Raw genomic sequence first — 24,565 nt, 5'->3', positions numbered from 1 at the left:
GAATGGAGTGAGCATAGCAATATGTCTGAAATTGTGATATATAATTTAAATGAATTATTTAATAATTTTGGAAATCCTACTAATTTTGATGTTTCTTCATTATTAGCAAAAAACATTAATAATGTAAGTGTCATTTATCAGAGTAAGAGTTACGTGTTATTTACCATTAGCGATTGTTATGATACATATAATATACAATCAATTATAATTGTGGCATTAGAAAATAACAATATTAAAGCGACTTTTACTCATATCACAAAAAACGAAATTTCAGAAATAATTTATTTTGATGAAGAAAAACTAAGCTTGCTTGGTTATTCAGTAAAAGCTATCTCATCAAATTTAGCTGAATTGAAAATATTCCAAATTGATATAATTAAGAATGAAGAGAAAATAGTATACAGGTATACTTTGGATTATTATGAAGAGAACATAAATTTAATAAATCATATACCTATCTATGTATGCGCTATAAATAATAGATATATTATTGCAATAACTCCTAATATTAGTTATTTTAGGAATAAAATTGCATTAGTTTTCGACATCATAGGGGAACAACAGATTTTTATCGATCCTCACATTATAGGTGAGCACTACATTTATGAATTATTAGACATGTCCTTTGTAAGCATTAATGGCAAAAAGAATATATTAATCAAAACTGGACAAATATGTTCATTTGATAAAAGAAAATTTTTCTATGCAAAAAATCAATATTTTGCAAACTCAACAGAAGCTATTATAATTATACCCTGCGAAGAATTAATTCAGAATTTAGTCAATGGAAAATTTAAGTTTAATAAATACATAGTAGATAAAGCTGAGTATTGCGAAACATTAGATTTCCCAATTAAAGCACGTATTTATAATCCATATTATTTAAACGGCAAATCCTATTCAATCATATATTATAAAGAAAATTTCATAACTAAAAAAACTGATATTATTTCATACAATTTAGAGACTAAAAAGAGTTCTTATATTGGTTCTTTACCATTCCCGTTAGAAAAAATACCTCCAATATACAAAGAAAAAGGTAAACACTTTATCATGTATATTCCTTTTTACCCTTTTGCAATAGGAGGAATACCGAGTAAATACTTTATAAAACATTATATCGAATCTAACCAACTTTTTTTTATTGAATTACCAATTCCAATTTCATCAAATGAAATTTTAAATGATGTAAAGTTTTTTAATAATGAGACAATTGTTGAAACAAAAAACATTGAGTCAGGACAAAATCTTATATATTCAGTAAATAATGATATGATTATTGCAAAAATAGGCTATGGAGAAAATTACTTATTTGTTGTAAACCCTAAAACAAATGATCTTAATGCGATTATGATTTATCCTCGATTTTTGAAAAAAAGTTAAAAAGTTGTTGAATAAAAGAGATAATCCATATTAACAAGAATACAGTAATGGGTAAAAAATCCCCCTTGTGATATAATTTTAATTTGTAAAAACCAAACCAACACACAAGCTTAAGTAATGAAAATAGAAAAACTTTTTAGCAAGTTGAAAGGTGAGTATAACCTTGAGAATATTAGGTTAAGAGGATTTAAAAGTTACAAAAGGCATACCGATTAGATTACTTAAAACTTTTTGCTTGAACAGTTTCTCAGAAAATTAGAAGGCAAAAAATTTTCTTTTGCTTATGAATGGAATCAATAATTGTTATCTTTTTATTACTCTATTGGTAATAATTTTTATTCAATAAGCTAATTTGATAATAATTTTTTGCTGCAAAACTTTTAGTACTATTGCTTTTTATGGGATATTTTTATTGTCTTATAAATTGGGAATACTATTCATAGTAGGCTGTCTTAACACAATATTAAAAGAGATTCCTCCCGGTTAGAAGGATTATTTATAAGTCCATATGCGCAACCAATATATATTGGATACTTTGTTTGAAAATCATAAATAGGTTTTTTAGTTGTTGTAGAATAAATTTTTATCCTGTAATATTTAGGATTATCAAAATCAATAAATGGTGAAAATGTTATCAAATATTTGTTTAAAAAATTTTCAAATATCAAGTCAATGGCATAATTTAGAAATAAATTTTCGTCATCGGAGATGTATATTTCTACTATTTGTTTTTCACCACTCAAAATAAAATCATTGGATATGACAATTTTTTTCAGGTTAAAATCATATTTTTCAATTGAATAATTAAATAATACAAAATTGCCCTCTTTATCCCTGAAAATAGAATAAACAATATCGCTAATCTCAAATAAAGACTTTTTTAGGAGATCTCGCAAGTCTATTCTTATTAGTTCTGTCTTGTTAGTATCAAAATGGTATTTTGTATAAAAATAATAGTTACCTTCTGTATAGTGGTAAAAATTAAAGGATGAATCTCTTAATGAACAATCAATTAAATAAGTATCAAAATAAAGTTTTTGTGAAATCATATCCTGAATAAATTTATCTTGAGGGTAAAGTATAAAAGTTTCTAAAGAATCTACGATATGTTTAATATTATTCTTATCCCATAAAGTTTCTTTCTCATCGGGTGAAATTCTTCCCGTTTTAATAAATATATAACTGTTCTTATTATCTAAAAGTATTTGTTTCATAGAGGAAAAAGTATAAAGCAAGTAATCTCCGCAGCAATTTTTTGGAATATAAGTATAGTAAGTATTTTTTATAATATCGGCAAGAATAATCTTAATTTTGTTTTTAGATGTGCCAGAAGTATTATAACAGAATATTGCTATGTATTGATGATTTAACATTTCTACATACAATTCAATATTAAGAAAGTCATTAAAAGTATCCATACTTATGAGTGGCACTTCTAAGATATTCCTTTCAGAAAGTTCTCTTAAATTGACTTCAGAAATAACTATTTTTAGCTCTTTGTTTTCAGTTATATATCGATAACAATAAAGAATATAATTTACGTCATCAACAAATATAATTTTCTCTATTTTATCTTCAAAAAAGTATAGTTTGCTTTCTAATGTTGCTATATCAAGAAAAGAAATACCAATAATATTATTAAAGTTGCTTTCTGAAATATATGGATTTTCCATTATCTTTACAAGAAAAATATTTCCATATTTTTCCCTACCGAAGAGATATTTTCTGTTGTCAGAGTTATTTGAACTGTATAGATTTTTAATAAACTTGTAGTAATCCTCGCAAATATCTTGCAGGTATATTACTTTCAATGCCATCTAGAACACCTCCTTCTATTTTATAGAAATTTTACTGATCAATAAATTAACTATAGTTTAATAACAAAAAAGGCTATAGCTTATTATAATAAGCGATTATTACTTTTAATCATAATTAATTTTTAAAGTTATAGCCTAAAAATCTCAAAATAAAGCCAGGTAATATTTTACAACTAAAACTTGGGTTTACTAATATTAATAGGGATAAAATATATGTGGTTGTCTACTGTAGGGATTGAAAATAATATGGTAATGTGGAAAATAATTTGGATCGTCACTATCGTGAGGTTTATCATCATGACGTATACCAGCATGTGCATACTCAGAAACAGCTTTTGCCAACTTGTAAGCTAAATCTTGCCTTCTTGCAAATATATCCCCTCTGTCTAAAACAATAGCCTTAGCTGTGCTAAAATCGACAGCAGGACCAACATAAAGCTTTTTGTCGTTAGAAATATAAGCTAAGAAATAATCATATGAACTGTTTCTTATTTTATCAGCTAATTTTTCAGCTAAATAATAAGTGGCTCCACCAACAAAAACTATCCCAGCAGCACCAAGCAGGATATATAAAAGTTCTTCAAGAAGTCCTAATACTGTCGGCAGAGCTATAACATACTGAGCCGAAACAGTATCAGAATCACCAATATTATACTCTTCTTTTGTTTTTTCATCAATTAGCTTTGCTTTTAAATTCTCACCATCAAAGTATTCTACTTTTACAGAAAAGTTTCTTTCTTCATTCAAGCTTGAGCTATCCAAACTTTTATCAAACTTTTTAGTAGCAATTGGCTTGACCTTTAATTTTATTTCATTTGTATCTTCATCAAACGTTGCAATATACTTATACCCCTCATACTCAGCTTCTGCTCTTTTGAATTTTTCGTCAGCATCATAAACCTTTATTTTATCTTTCCAAACATCATATCTTGGCTTTGCAAAGCTGACAGAATTGATAGGCAAAAAGGTTAATATAAAGCTAATACAAACAATTAAAGCTAATATTCTTTTTATTTTGGGCTCTATGTCAATAGTTGGGGTAGGCAAATTATTTAGATGCCTGCTCTTGTTAATTTTCAGGCTTTTTTGGAAATTGAGATTATGTTAAGAAAAATTTTTTGGACCTGCTATTGTTAAATGTTCAAAATCATCTTTGAATACAATTTATTTTAGTGTTAACAACCTAAGAAGATTATTATAAACTGGTTAAAATTGTTTATAAAAAATAGGCTTAGCAGAGCAAAAACACCCTGCTAAGCCCAAATTTCTACTTACTTATTTTGATTGATTCGAAGAATTTCCATTTACAAAACCTCTCATACCTCTGCCGTAGCCAATACCTCTGCCTTGCCAAATACCCTGCTTTTGCCCATTTCCACCACCAAATAGTCCATACCCAGTTTGTGGTCTGTTTGCGTAACCCTGTCCGTTGCAGCTATCAATTCGTGCTTTCATCTGTGCTTTTATTGCATCAGCCTGTTCTTTTGTAATAACGCCATCTTTTACTTTTTGGTCAACTAAAGCAACTTTTTCTTGATATATAGCATCCTTAAACTTCTCAGCTGTCACACCTTTTGACAAAGCTATCTGGTAGAAAGTTTGTCCTTGGGACCTCAAATATACAACCTCATCAACTGTAAGGCCTGTCAGCTTTGCTACAATTGATGCCATAAACTGAGCACCATATCCTCTTGCCATGTGCAAAACTGTGGTATTAGTTGCTGATGCTGGATTGGTGTTTGAAACACTTGTTGCGGCAAAAGCAGCCAAGTTCAGGGCAAGCACTAATAAAGCCACGGCTACCACAAAACCTATTCTTCTTTTCATTTAAATCAACCTCCCAAAAACTAAAATTTTGTTTTGCAAGTTTAAATATAAAGGTGTTTTGTGAAACTGATGTGAAGAAATTGTGGAGTTTTTGTGAAGAAAATCTTTTTACTAAATTGTGTATAGGAATAAAGATTTTTTATCAAATCTTTGATAAAATCTATTTAAGAATTAATTTTGCCTGTATATAAATTTACAAGAGCATTCCTGTAATGAACGAAAATGAGTGAAAATGACGAAAAATGAGATTTGAAAAGATAAGGTACCTCCTGGTAAAATACAGAATGTAAGTTGTACAACTTACGACAAAACACAACAAAGGAGGTACCCTCTTTGAAGTATACACAAAATGAAAAGATATTACAAGTAACAGAAAAAACTTTAGTTGTAGGAGTAGACATAGCGAAGGAAAGGCATGTTGGAAGAGCATTTGATTTTAGAGGAGTGGAGCTTGGCAAGAGAATAGAGTTTGAGAATAGAAAAGAAGGTATGGAAAAATTTTTGGATTGGGCAAATAAGATAATGAAAGCCAATGGCAAAGACAACATGATAGTTGGGATAGAACCTACAGGGCATTACTGGCTGTGCTTTGAGCAGTACTTAAGAGAGAATGGCATAAAAGTGGTTTTAGTGAATCCTTTTCACGTGAAGAGGAGCAAGGAGCTTGATGATAATACGCAAACAAAGAGCGATATAAAGGATCCGAAGACGATAGCGATGCTTGTGAAGGATGGAAGATACACAGAACCAAATATACCCGAGGGTATATATGCTGAGATGAGAGTAGCGATGAACATATATGAAAGGCTACAAAAACAGCTGAACGTTTTAAAAAATCAAATAATCAACTGGCTGGATATCTATTTTCCAGAGTTTTTAGAGGTATTTTCTGATTGGGAAGGCAAGGTAGCGCTATTGACCCTAAAAGAGATGCCATTGCCAAGTGATGTAATAGAAAAGGAAGTAGAAGGGATTATAGAGTACTGGCGTGACAAAGTAGATAAACGTGCGATTAGTCGCAGGAGGGCGATGGATTTAGTAGAGACTGCTAAAAGGAGTATAGGTAAAAAAGAAGGTAGAAAGCTGGCAAGACAAGAGATAAAATATTTGCTTGAAGAATATGAGCTTTTAAAGAAGCAGGTAGAAGAGATAGAAGGTGAGATGGCAGAGCTTTTGAAAGATGTGCCGAATGGTGATAGGCTGCTTGAAATAAAAGGTGTTGGTGTAAAAACAGCAGTTGGGTTTATTTCTGAGGTTGGAGATATAAGGAGGTATGAGGATGCGAGACAGATCCAGAAATTAGCTGGTCTTAATATAATTGAGAATAGTTCTGGCAAGTACAAGGGGCAGACATGTATAAGCAAAAGAGGGCGAGGGCGGCTTCGAAGTAGTTTGTTCAGGGCCATGATTACAATAGTAGCAAAGAATGAAGAATTTAAACAGCTGCACATGTATTACACAACGCGGCAGAACAATCCATTGAAGAAGAAGCAATCACTGATAGCGCTTTGCTGTAAGTTGATAAGGATATTTTATGCGATTTTGAAAAAAGGGATAAGGTATGATGGTAATAAGATGTTGAGCGATATAAAGAGAGAGACATTAGCAAGAACAGCGTAAAAGAATAAAAAGATAACTTGAGAAATCTTAGTTTAAAGTAGGAGCAATAGTTTGAGTGATTCACATCTGAAGGGGTAAAAGTTTCTTAGCTTTGCGAATGGAATAAAGTCATGTCAAGAAGCAAAGCGCCCCTTTTGGTAGGAGTTCAAATCATAGAGAATGTGTTGAGGGTAAGAAGTGAAGGAAAAAGGAATTAAATGATTTTTTATAGGTAGATTGAAAAATGAGAGCGGGTGGTCGGAGTACATCCCCCATAAGGGCGAAGACCCTGCATACGAGCATAACCGACTTCCACGCCATGGTAGATGGGACGAAGGAATTGAGGGCAAATAAGCAAAGACCCTGAGAGACATGAGAGGGTAAACGCCATGGTTATTGTGGGTAAAAACCCGCCGTAATATGGTAAAATATCTAAATTAATACAAAAAGTAGGTTGAGTTTAATCTTCGCATGGTAGAATAAAGCAATAATAGCAATATCAAGAATGATATTATTTGTTTCGATAGCGAAATTTAAAGAAATCGAGAGATATTTTGAGAAAATCAAAGATACATTGAGAGAGGAGGGAAAATTTTAATCTTGAAGATATTGTTGATTGAAGATGAAGAAAAGCTAAGAAAAATAATGAAATTGTATCTTGAAAAAGAAGGATTTGAAGTAGAAGAAGCATCGGACGGAAACGAAGCAATCGAAAAATTTCAACCTTCAATGTACTCTGTTGTAATCTTAGATGTGATGTTACCCCAAAAAGATGGCTGGAGTGTGTTGAGAGAAATAAGGAAAAAAGACGATACGCCAGTTATTATGCTTACAGCCCGTGGAGAGGATGATGATAAGATATTCGGATTTGAACTTGGTGCTGATGACTATGTTGTAAAACCTGTCAGTCCCAAGGAGATTGTTGCACGTGTAAAGGCAATTTTAAAGAGAACCAAAAAGCCCAGTTCAAATGACATTTTGTTCATCGACAAAGCAGCACGAGAAGTATATGTAAAAGGTCAAAAATTAAATCTTACCCAAAAAGAATATGAACTTCTATTGTATTTATACGAAAGACAAAATATTGCTCTTTCAAGAGAACAGATTTTAAACAGTGTATGGGGCTACGAATATTACGGTGACCTCAGAACTGTGGATACACATATTAAAAACTTGCGCGAAAAACTTGGTGAACTCAGAGATTGTATAAAAACAGTAAGAGGATACGGATATAAATTTGAGGTGAAAAAATGAGAAGGATAAGTTTTAAACTATTGATTTATACACTTATTTTACTCTTCTGTATGTTAGCTTTAAGCTTTTTTCTTCAAGGAAATATTGTCACAAGTGGTTTTAAAGCTAATCTAAAAAATAGAATAATTCAATATGCAAAAGACATTTCTGATAAATACAGGAACAACCTTGATTATTCAAGCGAAGCAGACAATATCGCTAATATCATCAACGGAAGCGTATCAATATATGATGCAAACGGAAATTTGATAGAATCTCATGGCAGATTTATGTTTGGAAGAACAAGGAACATTGAAAGACAAGTAATTTTAGATGTATTATCAGGAAAAACTATCTATCGGACAGACCAAAAAACATTTCAAGGAAGTACATTAATTACATTAGGAATACCTGTAATTAACAATAACAAAATTGTAGGAGCAATATTTATCCATACACCTTTGCATGATATTCAAAATGACCTTCAGAATGTCAAGAATCAAATCTTTATGCTTTTTATTATTGCTATTTTGGTATCAATTATTGGTGCATATGTACTTAGCAGTTTATTTACAAAACCCATTCTTAAGATCATTGATGCTGCTAAAGCTATAACAAGTGGAGATTACAATATTAAAATTGATATTAAAAACAAAGACGAAATTGGTGAGCTTGCAAAAACAATCACATTTATGGCTCAAAATCTTTCTAAAACCGAAAAGCTAAGGAGGGACTTTATAGCAAATACAACTCATGAATTGAGAACTCCGCTGAGCATAATAAAAAGTTATGCTGAAGCTATATATGATGACATATTAAACAAAGACCAAATTAAAGAATATGCCTACTCAATCATGGTTGAGGCCGACCACCTAAATAATCTTATAAATGAAATTCTTGAGCTATCAAAACTACAATCTGGTACTATACAGTTGAATATACAACCTATAAACTTAAAAAGCCTTTTTAATGAAATTATCAGCGAAGTAAACATTATAAAAGGAAATAGGAAGTTTTGGCTTTTTGAAGATGATATCGTAACAAAAGCTGATAGCAAACTTCTAAAAAGGGCTTTTAGCAACATTATTATCAATGCTGTCAATCATACAAACGACACAGGAAACGTTTATATAAAAGCTGAAAAAGAAAATGACTTTATCAAAGTATCAATCAAAGATGATGGGGAAGGTATTGATGAAGCAGATTTGCCTTATATTTTCAATAGATTTTACAGCAAAAGTGCAAAAAAAGGAATAGGCGGGCTGGGCTTAGCAATAGCAAAAGAGATAATACAAATGCATAATGGTGAAATTAGTGTATTTAGTAAAAAAGGAGAAGGTGCTGAGTTTGTGGTAAAACTCAAATATTAATTAAACTATTTAAGTGCTAAAAAGGGCTGGGATGTAAATCTATACCAGCCCTAAGAATTTACTTACAACTTCTATTAATATTATCTTTTAGCTCTATTTTCGAAAAATATTAACTTTTTAACTTTTCAACAATTCTATCAACTATCCTTTCCTGATACCCCGAAAGCTTTAATTCTTTCATTTTACTGCATACATCAAAAAGCTCTGGGCTCTTTACGTTTCGGAGCATCACAAGTCTCTTTTGTGAAATTCTATTATTAGACAAAGACAAAAGATAACTTTCTTCATCTAGGCAAAGGGGAATAGCACCATAGTTTTGAACAATCCTATCCGCTATCAAGAGTCCTTCAGGGTCAAAGTCACCTGAATAAAATATAGTAAAGCCTCCTTTACAAAGACTTTCAAGCAAAATCTTTGTAGAAAGTCTTAGCTGCCCGTTTGTACAAATGAGAGAAATATCACTGCAAGCTTGCATCAGCATTGAAAACACAGCAGGGTTTTCTACAACCACAATTTTATTTGAATATCCAAAAAACTGCTTGTAATCCTTAATGGTATAAAGAGGCAGAATCACCGGCTTTTTTTGCAAAGCAAAGATTTTGAGCGCTTCGTCCTCTTTTTCGTTTTCTGTAATTGCACCTATACCATACACTAAACACCAGTTTGAAAGCTCATCTATGACAATGTTGTGCATGTACAAAAGCTCTGCTTTTTCTTCTGAAGACTTTGGATATTCAACATTTTTCAGCAGGCTTAAAATCTTCAAAAATATCTTGCCACTGTCGCGGTCTTCGTCAAAAAAGTGGGGGTCATGTGCTATTCTGGTTGCAAACACTGCAAGACTTTCAATTTTTTCTGGCTTTGTTGCGGCAGCTTTTATGCTATGGCTTAAAATACTTAAAAGCTTTTCTTCAGAATATTTCTTAAAATACCCTTCAAACCATTTGAAATTTTCTTTTACAGCTTGAAATACACACTCACTATCTGTGCCGTTTGCCAACTGTTTTTCTAACTTTTCAAGAAAACTTGAAAGTTGCTTTTGTCTGCTTTCTTTTTCTTCTTTTTTTGTCAAAACATCTTTTTTCAATACGTGTGATAGCACATCTTTAAAATCAAGCGAAGAAAATTTGGTCTGCTCAAATCTCTTTTGCGCAAACTCTTTTACATTGATAACTACTTTATCACCGCTTATAATTCTTCCAAGATATCGCGAAAGCATCTCTTTTTCAACTGGATCTGGCTTTTCAAGCACAACCCTGCCTGAAAACCTGCCAAGTGATCTGTATTTATCATATATGAGCTCCAGCACACGCGAAAAACCCTTGTGCGAAAAGTATTCTATGCACTCTTGTAAAAGCTTTTTATCGCTCATATCTCCACCAACACCTTCTTGTACCCGTTCCAGATGTATTTTACTTTGAGAACACAGCCTTTGCTTCGGTCTGAAATAAGTTCATAAATGCAAAGACCTGGCACTGTTTTGTAATCTCCCCACAGAATCTGAGAGTTCATAATATAGTCAAATTCAAGATTTTCAATAAGTTCAAACATCTTTTCAATGTTGTTCTCATCAACGCCAGCAAACGCCTCATCAAGCGCAATTATGCGCGGTGCAAAACTTGCAGCGCTCTGGTACTTTGCACAAAGAGCTGCTAAAAGTGGAACATAAATGGAAAGTGCTTTTTCGCCACCAGAAAACTTGTCGTATGCGTTGTTTGTAAGCTCTCTTTTGTTTTCCATACCTCTTTGATAATAGAGCCTGAACTCAAACCACTGCCTGTAATCCAAAATCTCTTTCATTATCTCATAAAGACTTCGAAAACTGTCGGGTGAGTCCTGAAGTCTTTTTGCTCTTTCAATACGTGCCCTGAAGTGTCTCACAACCTTTTGTTTGTCTTCATCAGTTGCAATAGACAAGTCTTTGCTCATGAGTCCTATCAACTCCGCAGTTGAAAGCTCATCTTCAAGTTCCTGCTTTTTCTGCTCCCACGAAAGTCTGAACTTAAGAGCACCTGACAAGTCCATGCCGTCCATCAGCGCATTCATTCTCTTTACCCAGTCCTGAGCAAGCATTATCTTACTTGAGATTCTTCGCCCTATGTCTTTTATCAAAACCTCTTCAAAAAGCTCTCTTTCCTGCTGGGTGATAAGATTTTTCTTCTCGATTATTTCAGATTCTATTTTCTCCAAAAACTCATAAAACGAAAGCAGTCGCCCATCCTTCTTTGCTGTCCATAAATATCTTGCATAACCAGTTTTATCATCCTCTTTAAGATAAAGATTTGCTCCAAACTCTGCAAGCTGCACCTGTGCCGCATAGTGTGCCGATATGAGCCTTTGCAAAACCTGGTTCAAATCCTTAGATTTAAACTCACTGGCAAAGCTACTTTTTTCCTTTGCAAACTCTAAAAGCCTTTTCTCATCTTCAAGGTTTTCTTCTCGGAATACAAAACCAAAACCAAGTTCAATCTTTAGTATCTCAAGGCTATTTGAATATTCTTCTTTAGCCTTTTCAAGGTGTAAGCCTTTTATCTCAATCAAAGTCTCAAGCTGTGATATTTTTGCAATTGTTTCCTGCAGACTTTTGTTGAAATCTTCTATCTCTTTCGGAATACTATTAAGACGCTGTATAGCTCTTTTTTCCTCTTCAAAAAGTTTTTGTGCATCGTCGCTTGAAAGTCTTCTTACAATTTCAGTTCTTCTTACATCTAGGTTTTCCCATCTTGCCTTCAAGTTTTGAAGGTCTAAACTTAAGCTCTGCAGGCTTTCTTCTATCTGTAAAATCAGCTTTTTCTTTGTGGTTGCAGAGTTTGAAACCACTTTCTCCATCTCAGTCTCTTTTTCCAGAACAAAGAGCAACCTTTCAAGTTTTTGTGCCTCTTGCCTGAGCTTCAAAAAGTTGTCTCTTGTCGCCGTGACAGAAAGCTTTGTTGCAATGACAGAAATCTCATGCTTTAAACTATTTTCTCTTCCCAAAAGTTCTCTTATCTTCTTTTCTAAAAACTCTATCTCTTTTTGAAGTTTTGATTTGTGGTTTTCTCTCTCCTCAATCATCTCAAATGCAGTGTCAAGGTCAACCATTGAAGGAAAACTGTTTCTCTCCTCTTTTAGCTTTTCAAGCAAAGTTTTCTGTACATTTTTCTCCTGCTTTTTGCCCTCTAATTCAAGTGAAATCTTTTGTATTTCGTCTTCAAGCTGTGATATGAGCATCTGCCTGTACCTTCTTCTATTTTCAATACCAATAAACCTTGCATTTTCGCACGTGGTTGTTCTACCTTTTAAAATTCCGCTGCCAAACCTTCCATCCTCGCAGATGTAAATGCCATCGTCTTTTTCGGTGGCAAAGATACTGTCAATCACAGCTGCCACTTCCTGTTTTAGCTCAATAGGTCCATCAAAGTTGGCAACTTCTAAAAACTGGTTCAGTAGATGCGAAAAATACGCAGGTTTTGAAATTAGAATCATTTCTTTTTCATCATCCATAAGATCTGAAAGAACATCTTTGTATTTTTCTGGGACAATCAAGGCGTTTAAAATCCCAAGGGAACTCAGCGCATCTTCAATGATGGCTTTCTTTCTCTCATCCACACCATCTTTGAAATCCACAGCCATATAAAACGGAATAAATGGAACCCCTTTTTGCAATAGCCTATCTCTTACCTTCTTCTGCTGAGGCGAGAGTATAATCTCGTCATCCTTCTGGCTTTTAATTTTTTCAATCTCTTCTTTTTTAGCTTTAATTTGGCTATTTAACGTTTCTATCTCAAATTCAAGCCTTCTTATTGTGTCTGAGATAGCAAGGTAATGAAAGTTATAAATATCATCTAAGATTGAGTATATTCTGCCATAATCTCCTTTTTTCTCACAACTATTTATCGCCTGGAATATCACTGTTTTTTGTTCATCCTGAGCCTTAAACACCTCATTTTGCTCAAAGTAGATGGAAATGGCGTTCTTTAAGCTATTTTTTACATCCTCAAGCTGAAAAAGAAGATTTTGAATTTCTTCTTCTACTTTTTGTGCTTCTGTCCTGTTGCGGTCAAGATTTCTATAAAGATCATCTAAATCTTTCTTAATTTCACTCAGCTTTTCATAGTTTTTTAAAACAATCTCAACTTGAGATAAGAAAGAGGAAAGCTCCTCTTTTAAAATATCAAGACTGCCGTTTTGAAGAAGATACATATCCAGCGTTTCCAAGAATCTCTGAAAACCTATGAACTCAACAAGTAACTTCCCTTCATCTATATAATCCTTTATTCTCTTTCTGCACTTTTCCAAATCCTCTTCTAAAGCTTTTAATTCCTGTCTTTCCTTTTCAAGCTTCTGAGAAGCTGCATTTAGCTGCGAAATCTTTTTGGTTTTCTGGCTTTCGATGTTTTTGAGCTCTTCTTCAATGGTTGAAAGCTCTGTCTGAAGCTTGAACACATCACTTTCTTTTATGTTTTCAAGCCTAAAACTTAAAGACTCTTGCTCTTTTTTAAGATCTTCTATTTTTTCTTCTATTTGAGCTTTCAACTTACTATTTTTTTCAAGTTCAGTTTGAGTATTTTCAAGCTCTTTTTTGAGGCTATAGTACTCTTTGCTGCTCTCAACCACTCTAAATATACTCTGTGCAAGCAACAGCTGGTTGTACTCATCATAAACCTTTTTTAACTTTTCCAGCACATCTTTTATAATTTCAAGATTTTTCAGCTCTGTTTGAATCTTGTCCATGTTTTCTATGGAGTCAGAAAGGCTACGCAAGTCTGACTCAGACAGGGCAGGAAGCGACTCTTGCAGCATCCTGCAAACAGTGTCAGGTTTTATATCCCTCGAAAGTTTTGGGGTTCTTATTCGAACAATCAAGTCTATCAAATTCTCAAAGTCTTCTATGTTCTCAAAACCGAACAAAATTTTGTTGACTTCTTCCATATAATCCTTTCTGCTTGAAAATACCTTGCCGCCGTCTCCTATGAGGTTTTCAAACTTCTTCTTGGTAAGTGGAATTTTTTGGTCGCCTATTTTTTCATAAAAGAAGATGTCAATCCCAAACCTTCTTCCGTCTGTTAGAACAAAATACCACGTATCAGTGCTTGTGCCTCTTTTTGCCCTTATTCCCATGCCTACGGATACAAATACATTTTGTCTTTTAAACTCAAGAAAAAGATAGGCTATTGCCTCGTTTTTCTGACCTGGTCCCTGCTCGCCAAGGACATAATCTTCAAGTTTTCGCGCATTTGACCCGAAAGAGTCAAGTCGTGACGGATGATAGTTGCCATCTAAAAGCAGAGTAATAAAACTTTGCATTGTGACAGACTTGCCTGAAGCATTAGGACCACGAATAAGCATCCTGCCATCGTAAAAATCAAAATACTCCTCGTCATAGTACCAGTAGTTGAAAACTCCGGCTCTGCTGAGCACCCATCTATTTTCCTTGCTCATCTTCAAAATGAAAACCTCCATCTACATTTATATCCTCAAAAACTTTCTCATTACTATTATCTTTTTCGGAAAGCTGACTATTCGTCTCATAATCCTGATATTCACCAACAATCCTAAAAAAAATAGGAGATATGACAAGATATCCATCGTCATTTGTCTTTGCAAAATTGTGAAGCTGCAAAAACTCTAAAAGTTCTTCAAATATTTTCTCTGTTGATTTTTCCCTCCACTCCTTGTTCCAAAAATGTCCGTATTTTTTCTTGACATCCTCCACAATTAGCTTAAAATGGTCAAGCGAAATTTCAAGCATCTCATGTGCAGACAAAAATCTTAGCTCTCCTTTTTCAACCCTTTCAAGAAGTTCTCTTGAGCACAAAAGCAACACATCGCACAGGTTCGAATCGTCAGGATAGGTATACTTGTAGTTACCTTCAACGCTAAGGTAGGCAAACGACTTGAACAGGTGAAGCTCAAGCTCTGGTACAAACTTTTCAAGGTCCTGTAAAATAGTTGTCTTTTGCTTTTTAATGTAATAAAGTGGTGCTTCACTCTCAAAATCTACAATGCCATCTATCAAAAGCCCTCTGTAGGCTTTTATTCTCTTTATATCAGTGATTTGGTCAGAAAGTCCATTTGTAAACTCAAACTCGCTATTTAAAATCTCTTCGACTGACGAATACTCAACAAGGCTTTTGGGAAATATCCTCATAAAGTACTTTGATAGCCCTGTTGATTCATAAAGTACATCTACATCAGCTCTTTCCACAAACAACTCTTGATTGCCATCATCTATCTTGATAAGTCCCATCTTTTCGCAAAATTTAAGCACTCTAATAAGTGACCTTCTGTCAGAATACATAGTCCAGTCAATTTCCTCACCAGGAAAATTCGACCGTATATACTGCGTGATATCCTCAAGCAAAAATTGAGTGTCTTTGCCCTTGTCCTCTAAAAACGCAAGAACAAGACAGAAGAATACATAGTCTTTCGGCTCTTCAAAGTCCAAAATTCCCATGTACTCTCTTGGGACAAGCGGTACCTTTTCAAGTCTGACCATGTCAGATGTGGCATAAAATTTCAGTCCCAGCTTGGAAACTATAAAGTCTTTTAACTCTTTGTCAATGTTTTTGCACTCATAATAGCTTTCCACGTCATTTTCTTTCAAAATCCAAAAGTTGCTAAGTAGCTTCAAAAGAGTACTTTTCATCTTCCTACTTTCCTGCCTTTCTTTACTCAACAAACTCAATTACATACGCCGGCATCTCAAGCTCACCATCTGTTGACCTTAAAACACAGCGCCTATCATCTTTCGGTCTTACAACTTTAAATCTTTTCCCTGAATCTGTATTCCCAAAACCTGACGAAAGTCCTCGTGAGAGCCATACAAGAAGTTTTTTCCTCACATGTGGAGTCAAAACAGGAAGGCTTTCAAACTCAATCCTTCCATCTTTTATAAGCTCAGCAACAAGCTTTTCTTCCTCTTCAATCTTCTTTTTATACTCCTCAAACCTTTTCTTCTTGTCTTCAGAAAATTCAGATGCCGGTAAAACCCTGCTTTTTTCCCTCACAAGCCTTCCTCTTGACCTAAGCAAGCTTTTCATCGGTGGCACGTCAAGAATGCTAAGGCTTGCAAGCTCGCTCTGTCTCTTTTCCTCGGCTGCAATGTATCGTGGCAAAAGCACACCAAACACAACTGCAGAAAGCTTGTGACATGTCGCCAAATCAAGGCTTGAGAAGATTTTTGCCAAGTGCTTGAACTCCTCCTGCCTGTTTACTTTGACACTTGACAGCTCCGAAAGCCTTGCTGCAAGGTCAGACACCCTTCTTATAAGCCCCTGGATCTGGTCAGAAAGTTTTTCTGCCTGACCGTGTGACGCGACAAACCAGAGTTTTATGTTGTCGAATCTTGCTTTTATATTTCTTTCTATGCTCTCTGGATCTCTGAATATGTTTTTGGGATGCTCTTTTTCCTGGGCGATTATGTAATTCAAGAGCTTTTCTATTTTAGACTCTTCCAATGACAAAAAGGTAGATCTTATCCGTGGAAGATAGTTCTGGAAGATGACATAGAAGTTGTACAGGTACTGTACAAGCTTTGACTTGTAGTCCAAAAACTTTTCCTTGAGCATGAGATTTTCAGCTTCGTACGACTTTAACATTGAAATATACTCTGAATAGCTCTTTTCAATCTCTTCAAATGATCTTGTTAGCTCGTCCCACCAGTCAACTGCTCTTTTTTGCGGGTCTTGCAATATACTGTCCACATGCTGAAGCAAAAAATAAATCTTTTCAACGTGTTTGGGATTTAGCTCTGCTTTTGTGTCTTCTTGAGTTTCAAGTTCAAACAAAAACCTTTCAATCCTGAGTCCTATAGGTGTAAGTTCATACAAAAATCTTTTGTTCCTGAACTCTTCAACAGTCCTGGTCTTTGACGTATCCTGGATTGAATTTAAATTACCCCACTCAACAAGGTTTTTCAAATCCTGTTCGCACATCTGTTCAGTGTAGTCTGCAAACTGTGGAAAACTTTTTAAAAACGTGAAAATTTCCTCTTTTGTAAGTCTGTTTTTGTACTCTAAATGGCACAAAAAACAGTATCTCATGATTGTTCTGTATCTTTCTGAGTTAGGCGCTGTGAGGTACTCAAAATATTTGAGTTTTCCCAAAAGCGGAGCTTGGAAGTTTATCATCTTAAAGTTCTACCTTCCATCAAAATCTTCTCTTAAATTATATCACATCTTATCAAACAAAAAAGGGGCTGAAACATTTTTCACGTACAGCCCCTCTCCTTCTAATTTGTTGAAAACACAGCTTTTTTGAGATTGCTGATTTCAACCTCATGCCTGCCCAAAATCTCGTAAAATACTTCCACCTTTACTCTATTTTCTTTGAGCTCTTTTAAATCTTTCTTCATTTCCTCCAGGTTACTTGAGATCTGCCTTACAGCAAATTCAAGCACAACAAACCTTCCATCAACATACTTTCTCAACTCTTCATGTTCACGCCTGTCCTGCTCAAAGTGAGACTGCTGTATCTCTGCCATAAGCTCAAGCTTTCTTTTGAGATCTTCGAGCATAACAGAGTTCTTGGTTGTCTCAACCTCAAGCCTGTCAACCCTCTTCTCAAGATTGCCAAGCCTTTGTTCCACTGTATCAAGTCTTTGCTCCACTGCATCAAGCCTTTGTTCTACCGCATCAAGTCTTTGCTCTACTGCATCAAGCCTTCGTTCCACTGCATCAAGTCTTTGTTCAACCATGTCAAGCCTTTCTTCTACCCTGTTAAGTCTTTCCTCTACTCTATCAAGTCTTTCCTCCACCCTGTCAAGTCTTTGTTTTACTTCTTCTAAGCCTTTATCAATGCTGTCAACCTTTTCTAAGACAAGAGTTAACATTTGTTTAATCTCATCCATATTATAACAACTCCTCTTACCGGGCTTTAAAATTATTATATACTAACACCTATTAATTGTAAATTAACAAATTTTTTGTCTACTGTAAACAAATTCATCTTCTCAATATTAGCATTGCATCTCCAAAACTGAAGAACCTGTATCGCATGTCAACTGCAATCTTGTATGCATTCATGATTCTTTCATACCCACCAAATGCACACACAAGCATCATCAAGGTTGTATCTGGAAGATGAAAGTTTGTCACAAGCCCGTCAAGCACTTTAAAGTTATACCCGGGATAGATGAAGATATTAGTCCAGCCTTTCTGTGCTTTTACTCTTCCTGCTTCATCGCTGCACGACTCTAAAACTCTGCACGATGTCGTTCCAACCGCAATGACTCTTTTTCCAAGCTCTTTTGCTCTATTTATTCTGTCTGCAACATCCTGAGAAATCTCATAGTACTCCTCATGCATCTTGTGCTCTTCCACATTTTCAACCTTAACAGGCTTAAAAGTTCCAAGCCCAACGTGCAGTGTCACATACAAAATCTCAACACCCTTTTTTGAAATTTTTTCAAGCAGCTCTTCTGTAAAGTGAAGACCTGCAGTCGGTGCTGCAGCAGAACCAGGCACTTTGCTATACACTGTCTGATACCTTGATAAGTCCTCAAGCTCTTCTTTTATATATGGTGGAAGAGGAATCTTGCCCAGCTTTTCTAAAACCTCTTCAAACACCCCTTCATAATAGAACCTTACAATTCTAGTACCTTCATCTTGATTTACATGCAAAACCTCGGCTTTAAGCTCTCCATTGCCAAATACAAATTTTCTTCCTCTTCGCGCTTTTTTGCCCGGCCGTGTCATGACCTCCCATGTGTTTATGTCAAGCCTTTTTACAAGTAAAAACTCTATAAAACTGCCAGTGTCTTCCCTCTGCCCAATCAAGCGTGCAGGTATGACCTTTGAGTTGTTGAGAACAAGACAGTCACCTTCATTTAAGTATTCAACTATATCGCGGAAAATTCTGTGCTCGATTGTACCGTCTGGCAAAATAACCATAAGTCTTGAGTTATCCCGTGGCTCTACAGGTTTTTGTGCAATCAGCTCATCTGGTAGGTCATAGTGAAAGTCGCTGAGTTTCCATTTTCTCATCCTTTTTCAATCTCAACTCCTGTGTAATAGTGTTTTATAATCTGCTTATAATTATAACCACTTTCAGCAAGGCCCTTTGCACCCCACTGGCTCATTCCAACACCATGTCCCCAGCCCTTGCCATTGAATGTGTAAGTGGTAGGAACAAGTGGCACCTTGTCAATGCTACCCTCTGGATTTACTACATCTATATAGTGCTGTGAATATGTCTGACCTTCTGTTTCAAAACCACCAACATCTTCAGACTGATACACCTCATCATATATCGAAAGATACACACTTTCAGCAGTTTGTGGCAAAAGCTTTTCAGTTTCCTCAAAATTCTGCTTCTGCCCAGCAACCACTGCTTTTTTTACACTTCCATCCTCGAACAAAATCTTTTGACCGCTTATTCTCACTTTTTTCACCTTCCCATTGCTATCTACCACAGCAACATCCGCATCAGTCGCAATTGTATATGCCTGGCTGTAAAGACCAAATAAAAGCCGTGTTGCCTCTTTTTGACACTCATATTCGCCTTTTGTGCCGATAATTTTTAGCCTCAAAACTCTTCCTGCCTTTGTATACTCAACCGCCTGAACGTCCAAAATATCACCAATGTCTATGTTCCTTTTTTTGAGCATATTTTTTATCTCATCTTTGGTAAACTGAAATAGCCACGACGACTTTGAATTTTTTGCCTCTTTAGAGTTGTCAACAGACCTCAAATACTCAACAGGATACCTCCAAACATTTTCAGAATCTTCTGTGGGAATGCCGCCTGTTGACGAAAAATACACAGCATCAATCGGGTTGCCTTTGTATGTTATAATCTCACCTCTTGTTGAGTCAACAGCTGCAATTGCCTGTTTTTCGCCATATGTGCCATCGACTGCACCGCCATATACCTGACAGTGGTCTGTCGGGCACAGGTCGAAACCAATTGATTGGTGTTTGCCAAGGTTTCTCACAGCATATGTTCGGGCAATCACCGCAAACGCCTTTACAGCTTCCATTGGCCACAGCGGGTCAATCTCCATCCTGATAACGCCATACAGATACTCTTCAAGCTTTGTGACATTTATAACTGTCATATCACTACCTTTTATTCTCTTAAACTCAGTCCTTCCCCTAAACCATCTGTCACCTATCTTTATTCTCTCAATACCGTTTTGTTTTTGTGGAATCAGCATTAAAAACTTGGTATTTTGCCCGTCAAATCCAAAAAGTATTTTGCCACTATCATCTTTTACAAGCACCATAGTCTCTGAAGAATAAATGGTTGCGCCAGAAAGTTTTGACACCAGCTCTTTTGCATCGTTTATATTGTCAAAACAGCCAATCAATATGCTATATCCACCATTTACAAACCCCACAAAGGCATCTTTGAATGAAGAAAAACTTTTTAAGCTATTCTCTGCTGTTTTGTATGAAATATACCTTCCAACTGCCACATGATAATTTGACCCTTCCTGACCATTCTTTTTGTATACATCCTTTGAAACTGTGAGACTATTTTTTTGTGTATCAGCAATTGTAATAAAGTTTTTGTCATCAGAAATAGCCAAAAAAAGGCTTCCTTTTGCCTCAATTTTTACAGAATCCACCGGGCTTGATTTTTTGTATGTATCAGCATAAAACACTCCTATTCTTATCCACTCCGGAATTTGAGTTTGTGAAAATGCGGGTAATATATTAATTGAAGAAAAAACTACAAATAAGACAATTGCTATTGCCCCGCATAAAAGTTTTTTAACCATTTTTTCTCTCCTTTTTGCTGCAATGATTTTGTGCTTATTAATTTTATTCTACCAAAATCCCTCTTGTGAGTCTATTGCAAAAGGAATATAATTTAATCTATGAATTTTTAAAGGTAATATCAAGTAGGGGTGTAGAAAAATTGTATATAATAGTCGTGGGATGTGGAAAAGTAGGTTCAACACTTGCAAAGTCTCTTTCTGATGAGGGGCATGATGTTGTTGTGATAGACTCTGACGCTAAAAACTTTGAAAGACTTGGACCTGACTTTAACGGCATGAAAATCCAGGGGGTTGTGATTGATGAAGATGTTTTAAAACAGGCAGGAATAGAAAAGGCTGACGCGTTGGCAGCAGTTACTCCTGATGACAGTACAAACATAATGGCTGCTCAGATAGCTGAAGAAATTTATAACGTGCCAAAGGTAATAGCAAGAATTTATGACCCGCTGAGAGAAGATATCTTCCACTCTCTTGGACTTGAAACAATCTGTCCTACAACCTTGGCTGTTGAGTATATAAAATCAATTCTTCTTTCTCGTGAGATAAGACATAAGCACAGATTTGGCAAGGACGATGTGTTTTTTAAATATGTTACACCAAAAAGAGATGATATTGGAAAGGGTCTGGATAAAATAATACTTCCTGAAAACTGTTATCTTTTTGGAATAATCCGAAACGAACACTTTTATTTCAAGAATAAAAACATAAGACTTCAGGAAAATGATATCTTGGTGATTGCTGAAAAGAAGGTGAATCAATGAGAGTTGTCATTGTAGGCGGTGGAAAGGTAGGATATTTCTTGACAAAGCTTTTAGCTGAAAGAGGAAGGTATCACATCACAGTGATTGAACAGCAGCCAGAACTGTGCAGAAAAGTCGCCGAAGAGTTTTCGAATGTGACTGTGATAGAAGGTGATGGAACCTCTTTGGACATCCTTTCTGATGCAAAGGTTCACAGGTGCGACTTTTTTATTGCCGTAACTGGAAAGGATGAGGACAATCTCATATCCTGCCAGCTTGCAAAGAAGGTATTTGAGGTAAAAAGAACCATAGCAAGGGCGAACAATCCAAAAAACATAAACGTGATGAAAAGACTTGGTGTTGACAATGTGATATCCTCAACAGACATCATCGCAAAGATAATTGAGCATGAGGTTGAAATAGAACCTCTTTCTGTCCTTGCCACATTGAAAAATGGGGAGATAATAGTTTTTCAGGCGGTTGTTCAGCAAAATTCTCCTGCTGCAAACAAAAAGATTGCAGAGGTCCCGTTCCCCAAAGAGAGTATAATAGGTGCTATCATGAGAGAAAACGAGACATTTGTGCCGTCTGGAGACAGCATAATTTTGCCGGGTGACACCTTGCTTGTCATTGTGAGCGAAAAAGACAAAAGAGAATTCAAGAGGCTTATAACCTCAAAATAAATAGAAGGTGATGTTTCAGATGCTGAAGAAAAAAGAAAAAAGTTTTAGAACCATTTTCATTGGTGTAGTAGTAGAAGTTGGACTTGCCTTGAGCTTTATTGTAGCAGGCGCTATTGTTACTTTACTGCCCTACATCTTGAGTGGTAAATAATAAAAAAGACTACAGAGAGGGCTGAACAAGATGTATAAAACCAAATTCAAAGAAGGTCATATAGAGCTCAGACATGTTCTTTATATGACAGGAAAAACTTTAAGTGCAATTGGTATGGTAGAAATAGTTGCCGCTATAACATCGCTTTTATACCGTGAGTGGAACATGTTATTTAATCTTATGATAGGTATTGGACTATTTTTTATTGTAAGTTTTATATTTATCTTTATCGGAAGGGACACAAAAGAAGAAAGGTTTTCGTGGGGCGCTGGAATGAGCATGGTGGCTTTAACCTGGGCACTTAGCGCACTAATTTCAGCTGTGCCACCTTATCTTTCGGGCCATTTTGCTTCATACTTAGATGCGTGCTTTGAAGTCATGAGCGGATACACAACAACAGGTCTCGTTCTCATTCAGGACTTGGACCATGCACCAATGGGACTTAATATGTGGAGGCATTTAATATGTTATATCGGCGGACAGGGCATGGTACTTATGACCTTGAGCTTTCTTGCCTCGGGTATGCGTGGACTTTTAAAGGTGTACATGGGCGAGGCAAGAGATGAGCAGATATTCCCAAACGTTATGCACACAGCAAGGATAATCTGGTCTGTGAGCCTTTTATACCTTGTTTTGGGGACTTTGGCTTTGACAATAAATGGAGTTTTAATAGGTCTTCCTTTGGACATGGCATTTTTCAGAGGGCTGTGGATGTTTCTTGGTGGCTGGGACACAGCAGGGTTTGCTCCACAGTCTCAAAATGCAATGTATTTCCATAGTCTTTCATATGAGATTATATCTATGACCATTATGATTTTAGGAACAATAAACTTTGCTCTTCACTATTTTATCCTCACTGGAAATTACAGAGAAGGTATTAAAAATGCTGAGATAAAAAGCCTTTTTACAACAATCACCATCCTTAGCCTTCTTGGTGCATTTGCTTTGAGAGGTGTTTATTCAAGTAGCGAAATTTCATTTAGAAAAACTTTTTACCATTTTATTTCTGCTCACACAGGCACAGGGTTTGCAACCCTTTACTCACAGCAATTTTTCTATGAATGGTCAGATGCAGCGATAATCCTTTTGGTTATTGCAATGTTAGCTGGTGGGTCTGTGTGCTCAACAGCAGGTGGTATAAAAGCGCTCAGAATTGCAATCCTTGCAAATGCTCTTGTAAATGACATAAAAAAGATGATAAAGCCTGACTCAGCGGTTGTCGTGGAAAAGTTTCATCACCTAAAAGAGGTCACATTGCAGGACAGGCACGTTCGAAATGTTTCTATTATAACACTTTTGTATATTGCAACATTTGCTTTCGGGACACTGGTAGGCACGTTTTTTGGTTATCCTTTGAAGGCTGCAATGTTTGAATCTGCCTCAGCACTTGGCAACGTTGGACTTTCAATTGGAATTACCCAGCCTTCCATGCCAGATGCCCTTAAAATAATCTACATCTTTATGATGTGGGTGGGAAGGCTTGAGTTCATGTCTGTAATTGCACTTTTTGCATTCCTATTCAAAGAAGCAAAGGAAGGATAAAAAAGATGATACTAAGGAAAATATTGTTACTGACAATATTGATTTTTGTAAATCTGATATGTTTGTTCTACTATGCATTTGCAAAACCTGTAGACAGCATAACCTTGCTCAATAACAGTTTCAAATATGACGGTAAAATTGTGGAGTTTCAAGGCGAAGCAATTGGTGAGGTAATGAAAAGAGAAAAATATGCATGGGTAAATATACACGATGGACAAAATGCAATTGGAGTGTTTATGAAATACGAAGATGCGAAAAAAATAAGGTATTTGGGCAGGTATCTCGTAAAGGGCGATATTGTTTTGGTAAAAGGAATATTTAATAGAAGTTGTAAAGTTCACGGTGGTGATACTGATATACATGCTCTGCAAGTGCAAATAGTAAAAAGAGGATATAAAATGCAAGAACAGATTAATAAGACAAAGGCAGCTTTTGCAATACTGATATTTTCCTTAGGAAGTTTTCTTATGTGGGTTGTCTTCAAAAACAAGTGGTAAAAAGGGCTGGGAAGTTTTT

General features: G+C 35.4%; 19 protein-coding genes and 1 pseudogene. 10 read left to right on the top strand and 10 right to left on the bottom strand.

Annotated features, from left to right (window positions below; translation table 11 throughout):
• The first annotated feature begins 21 nt into the window (after positions 1-21).
• Both COB47_RS01225 and COB47_RS12435 read left to right on the top strand, forming a co-directional pair.
• On the top strand, positions 22-1,383 hold the full coding sequence (locus COB47_RS01225; protein ID WP_013289611.1) for a hypothetical protein: 1,362 nt from the start codon (positions 22-24) through the stop codon (positions 1,381-1,383).
• A 120-nt stretch (positions 1,384-1,503) separates the two neighbouring features.
• Positions 1,504-1,683: pseudogene (locus COB47_RS12435) on the top strand (ISNCY family transposase); the annotation flags it as partial.
• 152 nt (positions 1,684-1,835) lie between these two features.
• On the opposite strand, the gene COB47_RS01220 reads toward COB47_RS12435, so the two are convergent.
• The 3 genes from COB47_RS01220 to COB47_RS01210 form a co-directional block, all read right to left on the bottom strand.
• On the bottom strand, positions 1,836-3,200 hold the full coding sequence (locus tag COB47_RS01220; protein WP_013289610.1) for a hypothetical protein: 1,365 nt from the start codon (positions 3,198-3,200) through the stop codon (positions 1,836-1,838).
• A gap of 195 nt (positions 3,201-3,395) precedes the next feature.
• Positions 3,396-4,226 (bottom strand): hypothetical protein, encoded by an 831-nt coding sequence (locus tag COB47_RS01215; protein WP_041742628.1) that lies wholly within the window; start codon positions 4,224-4,226, stop codon positions 3,396-3,398.
• 249 nt (positions 4,227-4,475) lie between these two features.
• Positions 4,476-5,027 (bottom strand): DUF2680 domain-containing protein, encoded by a 552-nt coding sequence (locus COB47_RS01210; RefSeq protein ID WP_013289608.1) that lies wholly within the window; start codon positions 5,025-5,027, stop codon positions 4,476-4,478.
• 333 nt (positions 5,028-5,360) lie between these two features.
• Here COB47_RS01210 and COB47_RS01205 point away from each other — a divergent pair, with 333 nt between their 5' ends.
• From COB47_RS01205 to COB47_RS01195, 3 genes are all read left to right on the top strand, one after another.
• Positions 5,361-6,647, top strand: a complete 1,287-nt coding sequence (locus COB47_RS01205; protein ID WP_013289607.1) for an IS110 family RNA-guided transposase — start codon at positions 5,361-5,363, stop codon at positions 6,645-6,647.
• A 579-nt stretch (positions 6,648-7,226) separates the two neighbouring features.
• Entirely contained in the window at positions 7,227-7,880 is a 654-nt protein-coding gene (locus tag COB47_RS01200) for a response regulator transcription factor (RefSeq protein WP_013289606.1), read from the top strand.
• A complete protein-coding gene (locus COB47_RS01195) occupies positions 7,877-9,229 on the top strand; it encodes a sensor histidine kinase (protein WP_013289605.1) in 1,353 nt (450 codons plus the stop codon). Before COB47_RS01200 ends, COB47_RS01195 begins: the two co-directional genes overlap by 4 nt.
• A 109-nt stretch (positions 9,230-9,338) precedes the next feature.
• Here COB47_RS01195 and COB47_RS01190 read toward each other — a convergent pair whose 3' ends face one another.
• The 7 genes from COB47_RS01190 to COB47_RS01160 form a co-directional block, all read right to left on the bottom strand.
• The gene (locus COB47_RS01190; RefSeq protein ID WP_013289604.1) at positions 9,339-10,601 is read right to left on the bottom strand and encodes a TIGR02679 domain-containing protein; all 1,263 of its coding nucleotides are present in this window, start codon (positions 10,599-10,601) and stop codon (positions 9,339-9,341) included.
• Positions 10,598-14,650, bottom strand: coding sequence for a TIGR02680 family protein (locus COB47_RS01185; protein WP_013289603.1), 4,053 nt, complete (start codon positions 14,648-14,650; stop codon positions 10,598-10,600). Before COB47_RS01185 ends, COB47_RS01190 begins: the two co-directional genes overlap by 4 nt.
• Positions 14,634-15,857, bottom strand: a complete 1,224-nt coding sequence (locus COB47_RS01180) for a TIGR02678 family protein (RefSeq protein ID WP_013289602.1) — start codon at positions 15,855-15,857, stop codon at positions 14,634-14,636. The genes COB47_RS01185 and COB47_RS01180 overlap by 17 nt, the downstream gene beginning before the upstream one ends.
• 22 nt (positions 15,858-15,879) lie before the next feature.
• On the bottom strand, positions 15,880-17,340 hold the full coding sequence (locus tag COB47_RS01175) for a TIGR02677 family protein (RefSeq protein ID WP_013289601.1): 1,461 nt from the start codon (positions 17,338-17,340) through the stop codon (positions 15,880-15,882).
• 101 nt (positions 17,341-17,441) lie between these two features.
• Positions 17,442-18,059, bottom strand: coding sequence for a hypothetical protein (locus tag COB47_RS01170; RefSeq protein ID WP_013289600.1), 618 nt, complete (start codon positions 18,057-18,059; stop codon positions 17,442-17,444).
• Between the two features lie 94 nt (positions 18,060-18,153).
• A complete protein-coding gene (queA, locus tag COB47_RS01165; protein ID WP_013289599.1) occupies positions 18,154-19,194 on the bottom strand; it encodes a tRNA preQ1(34) S-adenosylmethionine ribosyltransferase-isomerase QueA in 1,041 nt (346 codons plus the stop codon).
• On the bottom strand, positions 19,191-20,933 hold the full coding sequence (locus COB47_RS01160; RefSeq protein ID WP_013289598.1) for a SpoIID/LytB domain-containing protein: 1,743 nt from the start codon (positions 20,931-20,933) through the stop codon (positions 19,191-19,193). The genes queA and COB47_RS01160 overlap by 4 nt, the downstream gene beginning before the upstream one ends.
• 140 nt (positions 20,934-21,073) lie before the next feature.
• Here COB47_RS01160 and COB47_RS01155 point away from each other — a divergent pair, with 140 nt between their 5' ends.
• Genes COB47_RS01155 through COB47_RS01140 form a run of 5 tightly spaced genes read left to right on the top strand, consistent with a single transcriptional unit; the run spans position 21,074 to position 24,546 of the window.
• Entirely contained in the window at positions 21,074-21,694 is a 621-nt protein-coding gene (locus COB47_RS01155) for a potassium channel family protein (RefSeq protein WP_013289597.1), read from the top strand.
• Complete coding sequence (locus COB47_RS01150) at positions 21,691-22,356, top strand: NAD-binding protein (RefSeq protein ID WP_013289596.1); 666 nt, start codon at positions 21,691-21,693, stop codon at positions 22,354-22,356. The genes COB47_RS01155 and COB47_RS01150 overlap by 4 nt, the downstream gene beginning before the upstream one ends.
• A 19-nt stretch (positions 22,357-22,375) precedes the next feature.
• The gene (locus tag COB47_RS12735) at positions 22,376-22,507 is read left to right on the top strand and encodes a hypothetical protein (RefSeq protein WP_013289595.1); all 132 of its coding nucleotides are present in this window, start codon (positions 22,376-22,378) and stop codon (positions 22,505-22,507) included.
• A gap of 30 nt (positions 22,508-22,537) precedes the next feature.
• The gene (locus COB47_RS01145; RefSeq protein WP_013289594.1) at positions 22,538-24,049 is read left to right on the top strand and encodes a TrkH family potassium uptake protein; all 1,512 of its coding nucleotides are present in this window, start codon (positions 22,538-22,540) and stop codon (positions 24,047-24,049) included.
• 5 nt (positions 24,050-24,054) lie between these two features.
• Positions 24,055-24,546 carry a hypothetical protein gene (locus COB47_RS01140; RefSeq protein WP_013289593.1) on the top strand — a complete coding sequence of 164 codons (492 nt, stop codon included), beginning with the start codon at positions 24,055-24,057 and terminating at the stop codon, positions 24,544-24,546.
• The last annotated feature ends 19 nt before the right edge of the window (positions 24,547-24,565 follow it).

The sequence above is a fragment of the Caldicellulosiruptor obsidiansis OB47 genome (genome assembly GCF_000145215.1).
Taxonomy (GTDB): Bacteria; Bacillota; Thermoanaerobacteria; order Caldicellulosiruptorales; family Caldicellulosiruptoraceae; genus Caldicellulosiruptor; species Caldicellulosiruptor obsidiansis.
The sequence above is the reverse complement of the archived record's forward strand: the minus strand, read 5'-3'. Positions and strand labels throughout refer to the sequence as shown.

Bases quoted from the DNA above. Each gene is read 5' to 3' on its own strand.
- COB47_RS01225 (WP_013289611.1), top strand. From the start codon at position 22: ATGTCTGAAATTGTGATATATAATTTAAATGAATTATTTAATAATTTT.
- COB47_RS01220 (WP_013289610.1), bottom strand. From the start codon at position 3,200: ATGGCATTGAAAGTAATATACCTGCAAGATATTTGCGAGGATTACTAC.
- COB47_RS01210 (WP_013289608.1), bottom strand. From the start codon at position 5,027: ATGAAAAGAAGAATAGGTTTTGTGGTAGCCGTGGCTTTATTAGTGCTT.
- COB47_RS01195 (WP_013289605.1), top strand. From the start codon at position 7,877: ATGAGAAGGATAAGTTTTAAACTATTGATTTATACACTTATTTTACTC.
- COB47_RS01190 (WP_013289604.1), bottom strand. From the start codon at position 10,601: ATGAGCGATAAAAAGCTTTTACAAGAGTGCATAGAATACTTTTCGCAC.
- COB47_RS01185 (WP_013289603.1), bottom strand. From the start codon at position 14,650: ATGAGCAAGGAAAATAGATGGGTGCTCAGCAGAGCCGGAGTTTTCAAC.
- COB47_RS01180 (WP_013289602.1), bottom strand. From the start codon at position 15,857: ATGAAAAGTACTCTTTTGAAGCTACTTAGCAACTTTTGGATTTTGAAA.
- COB47_RS01175 (WP_013289601.1), bottom strand. From the start codon at position 17,340: ATGATAAACTTCCAAGCTCCGCTTTTGGGAAAACTCAAATATTTTGAG.
- COB47_RS01170 (WP_013289600.1), bottom strand. From the start codon at position 18,059: ATGGATGAGATTAAACAAATGTTAACTCTTGTCTTAGAAAAGGTTGAC.
- queA (WP_013289599.1), bottom strand. From the start codon at position 19,194: ATGAGAAAATGGAAACTCAGCGACTTTCACTATGACCTACCAGATGAG.
- COB47_RS01160 (WP_013289598.1), bottom strand. From the start codon at position 20,933: ATGGTTAAAAAACTTTTATGCGGGGCAATAGCAATTGTCTTATTTGTA.
- COB47_RS01150 (WP_013289596.1), top strand. From the start codon at position 21,691: ATGAGAGTTGTCATTGTAGGCGGTGGAAAGGTAGGATATTTCTTGACA.
- COB47_RS12735 (WP_013289595.1), top strand. From the start codon at position 22,376: ATGCTGAAGAAAAAAGAAAAAAGTTTTAGAACCATTTTCATTGGTGTA.
- COB47_RS01145 (WP_013289594.1), top strand. From the start codon at position 22,538: ATGTATAAAACCAAATTCAAAGAAGGTCATATAGAGCTCAGACATGTT.
- COB47_RS01140 (WP_013289593.1), top strand. From the start codon at position 24,055: ATGATACTAAGGAAAATATTGTTACTGACAATATTGATTTTTGTAAAT.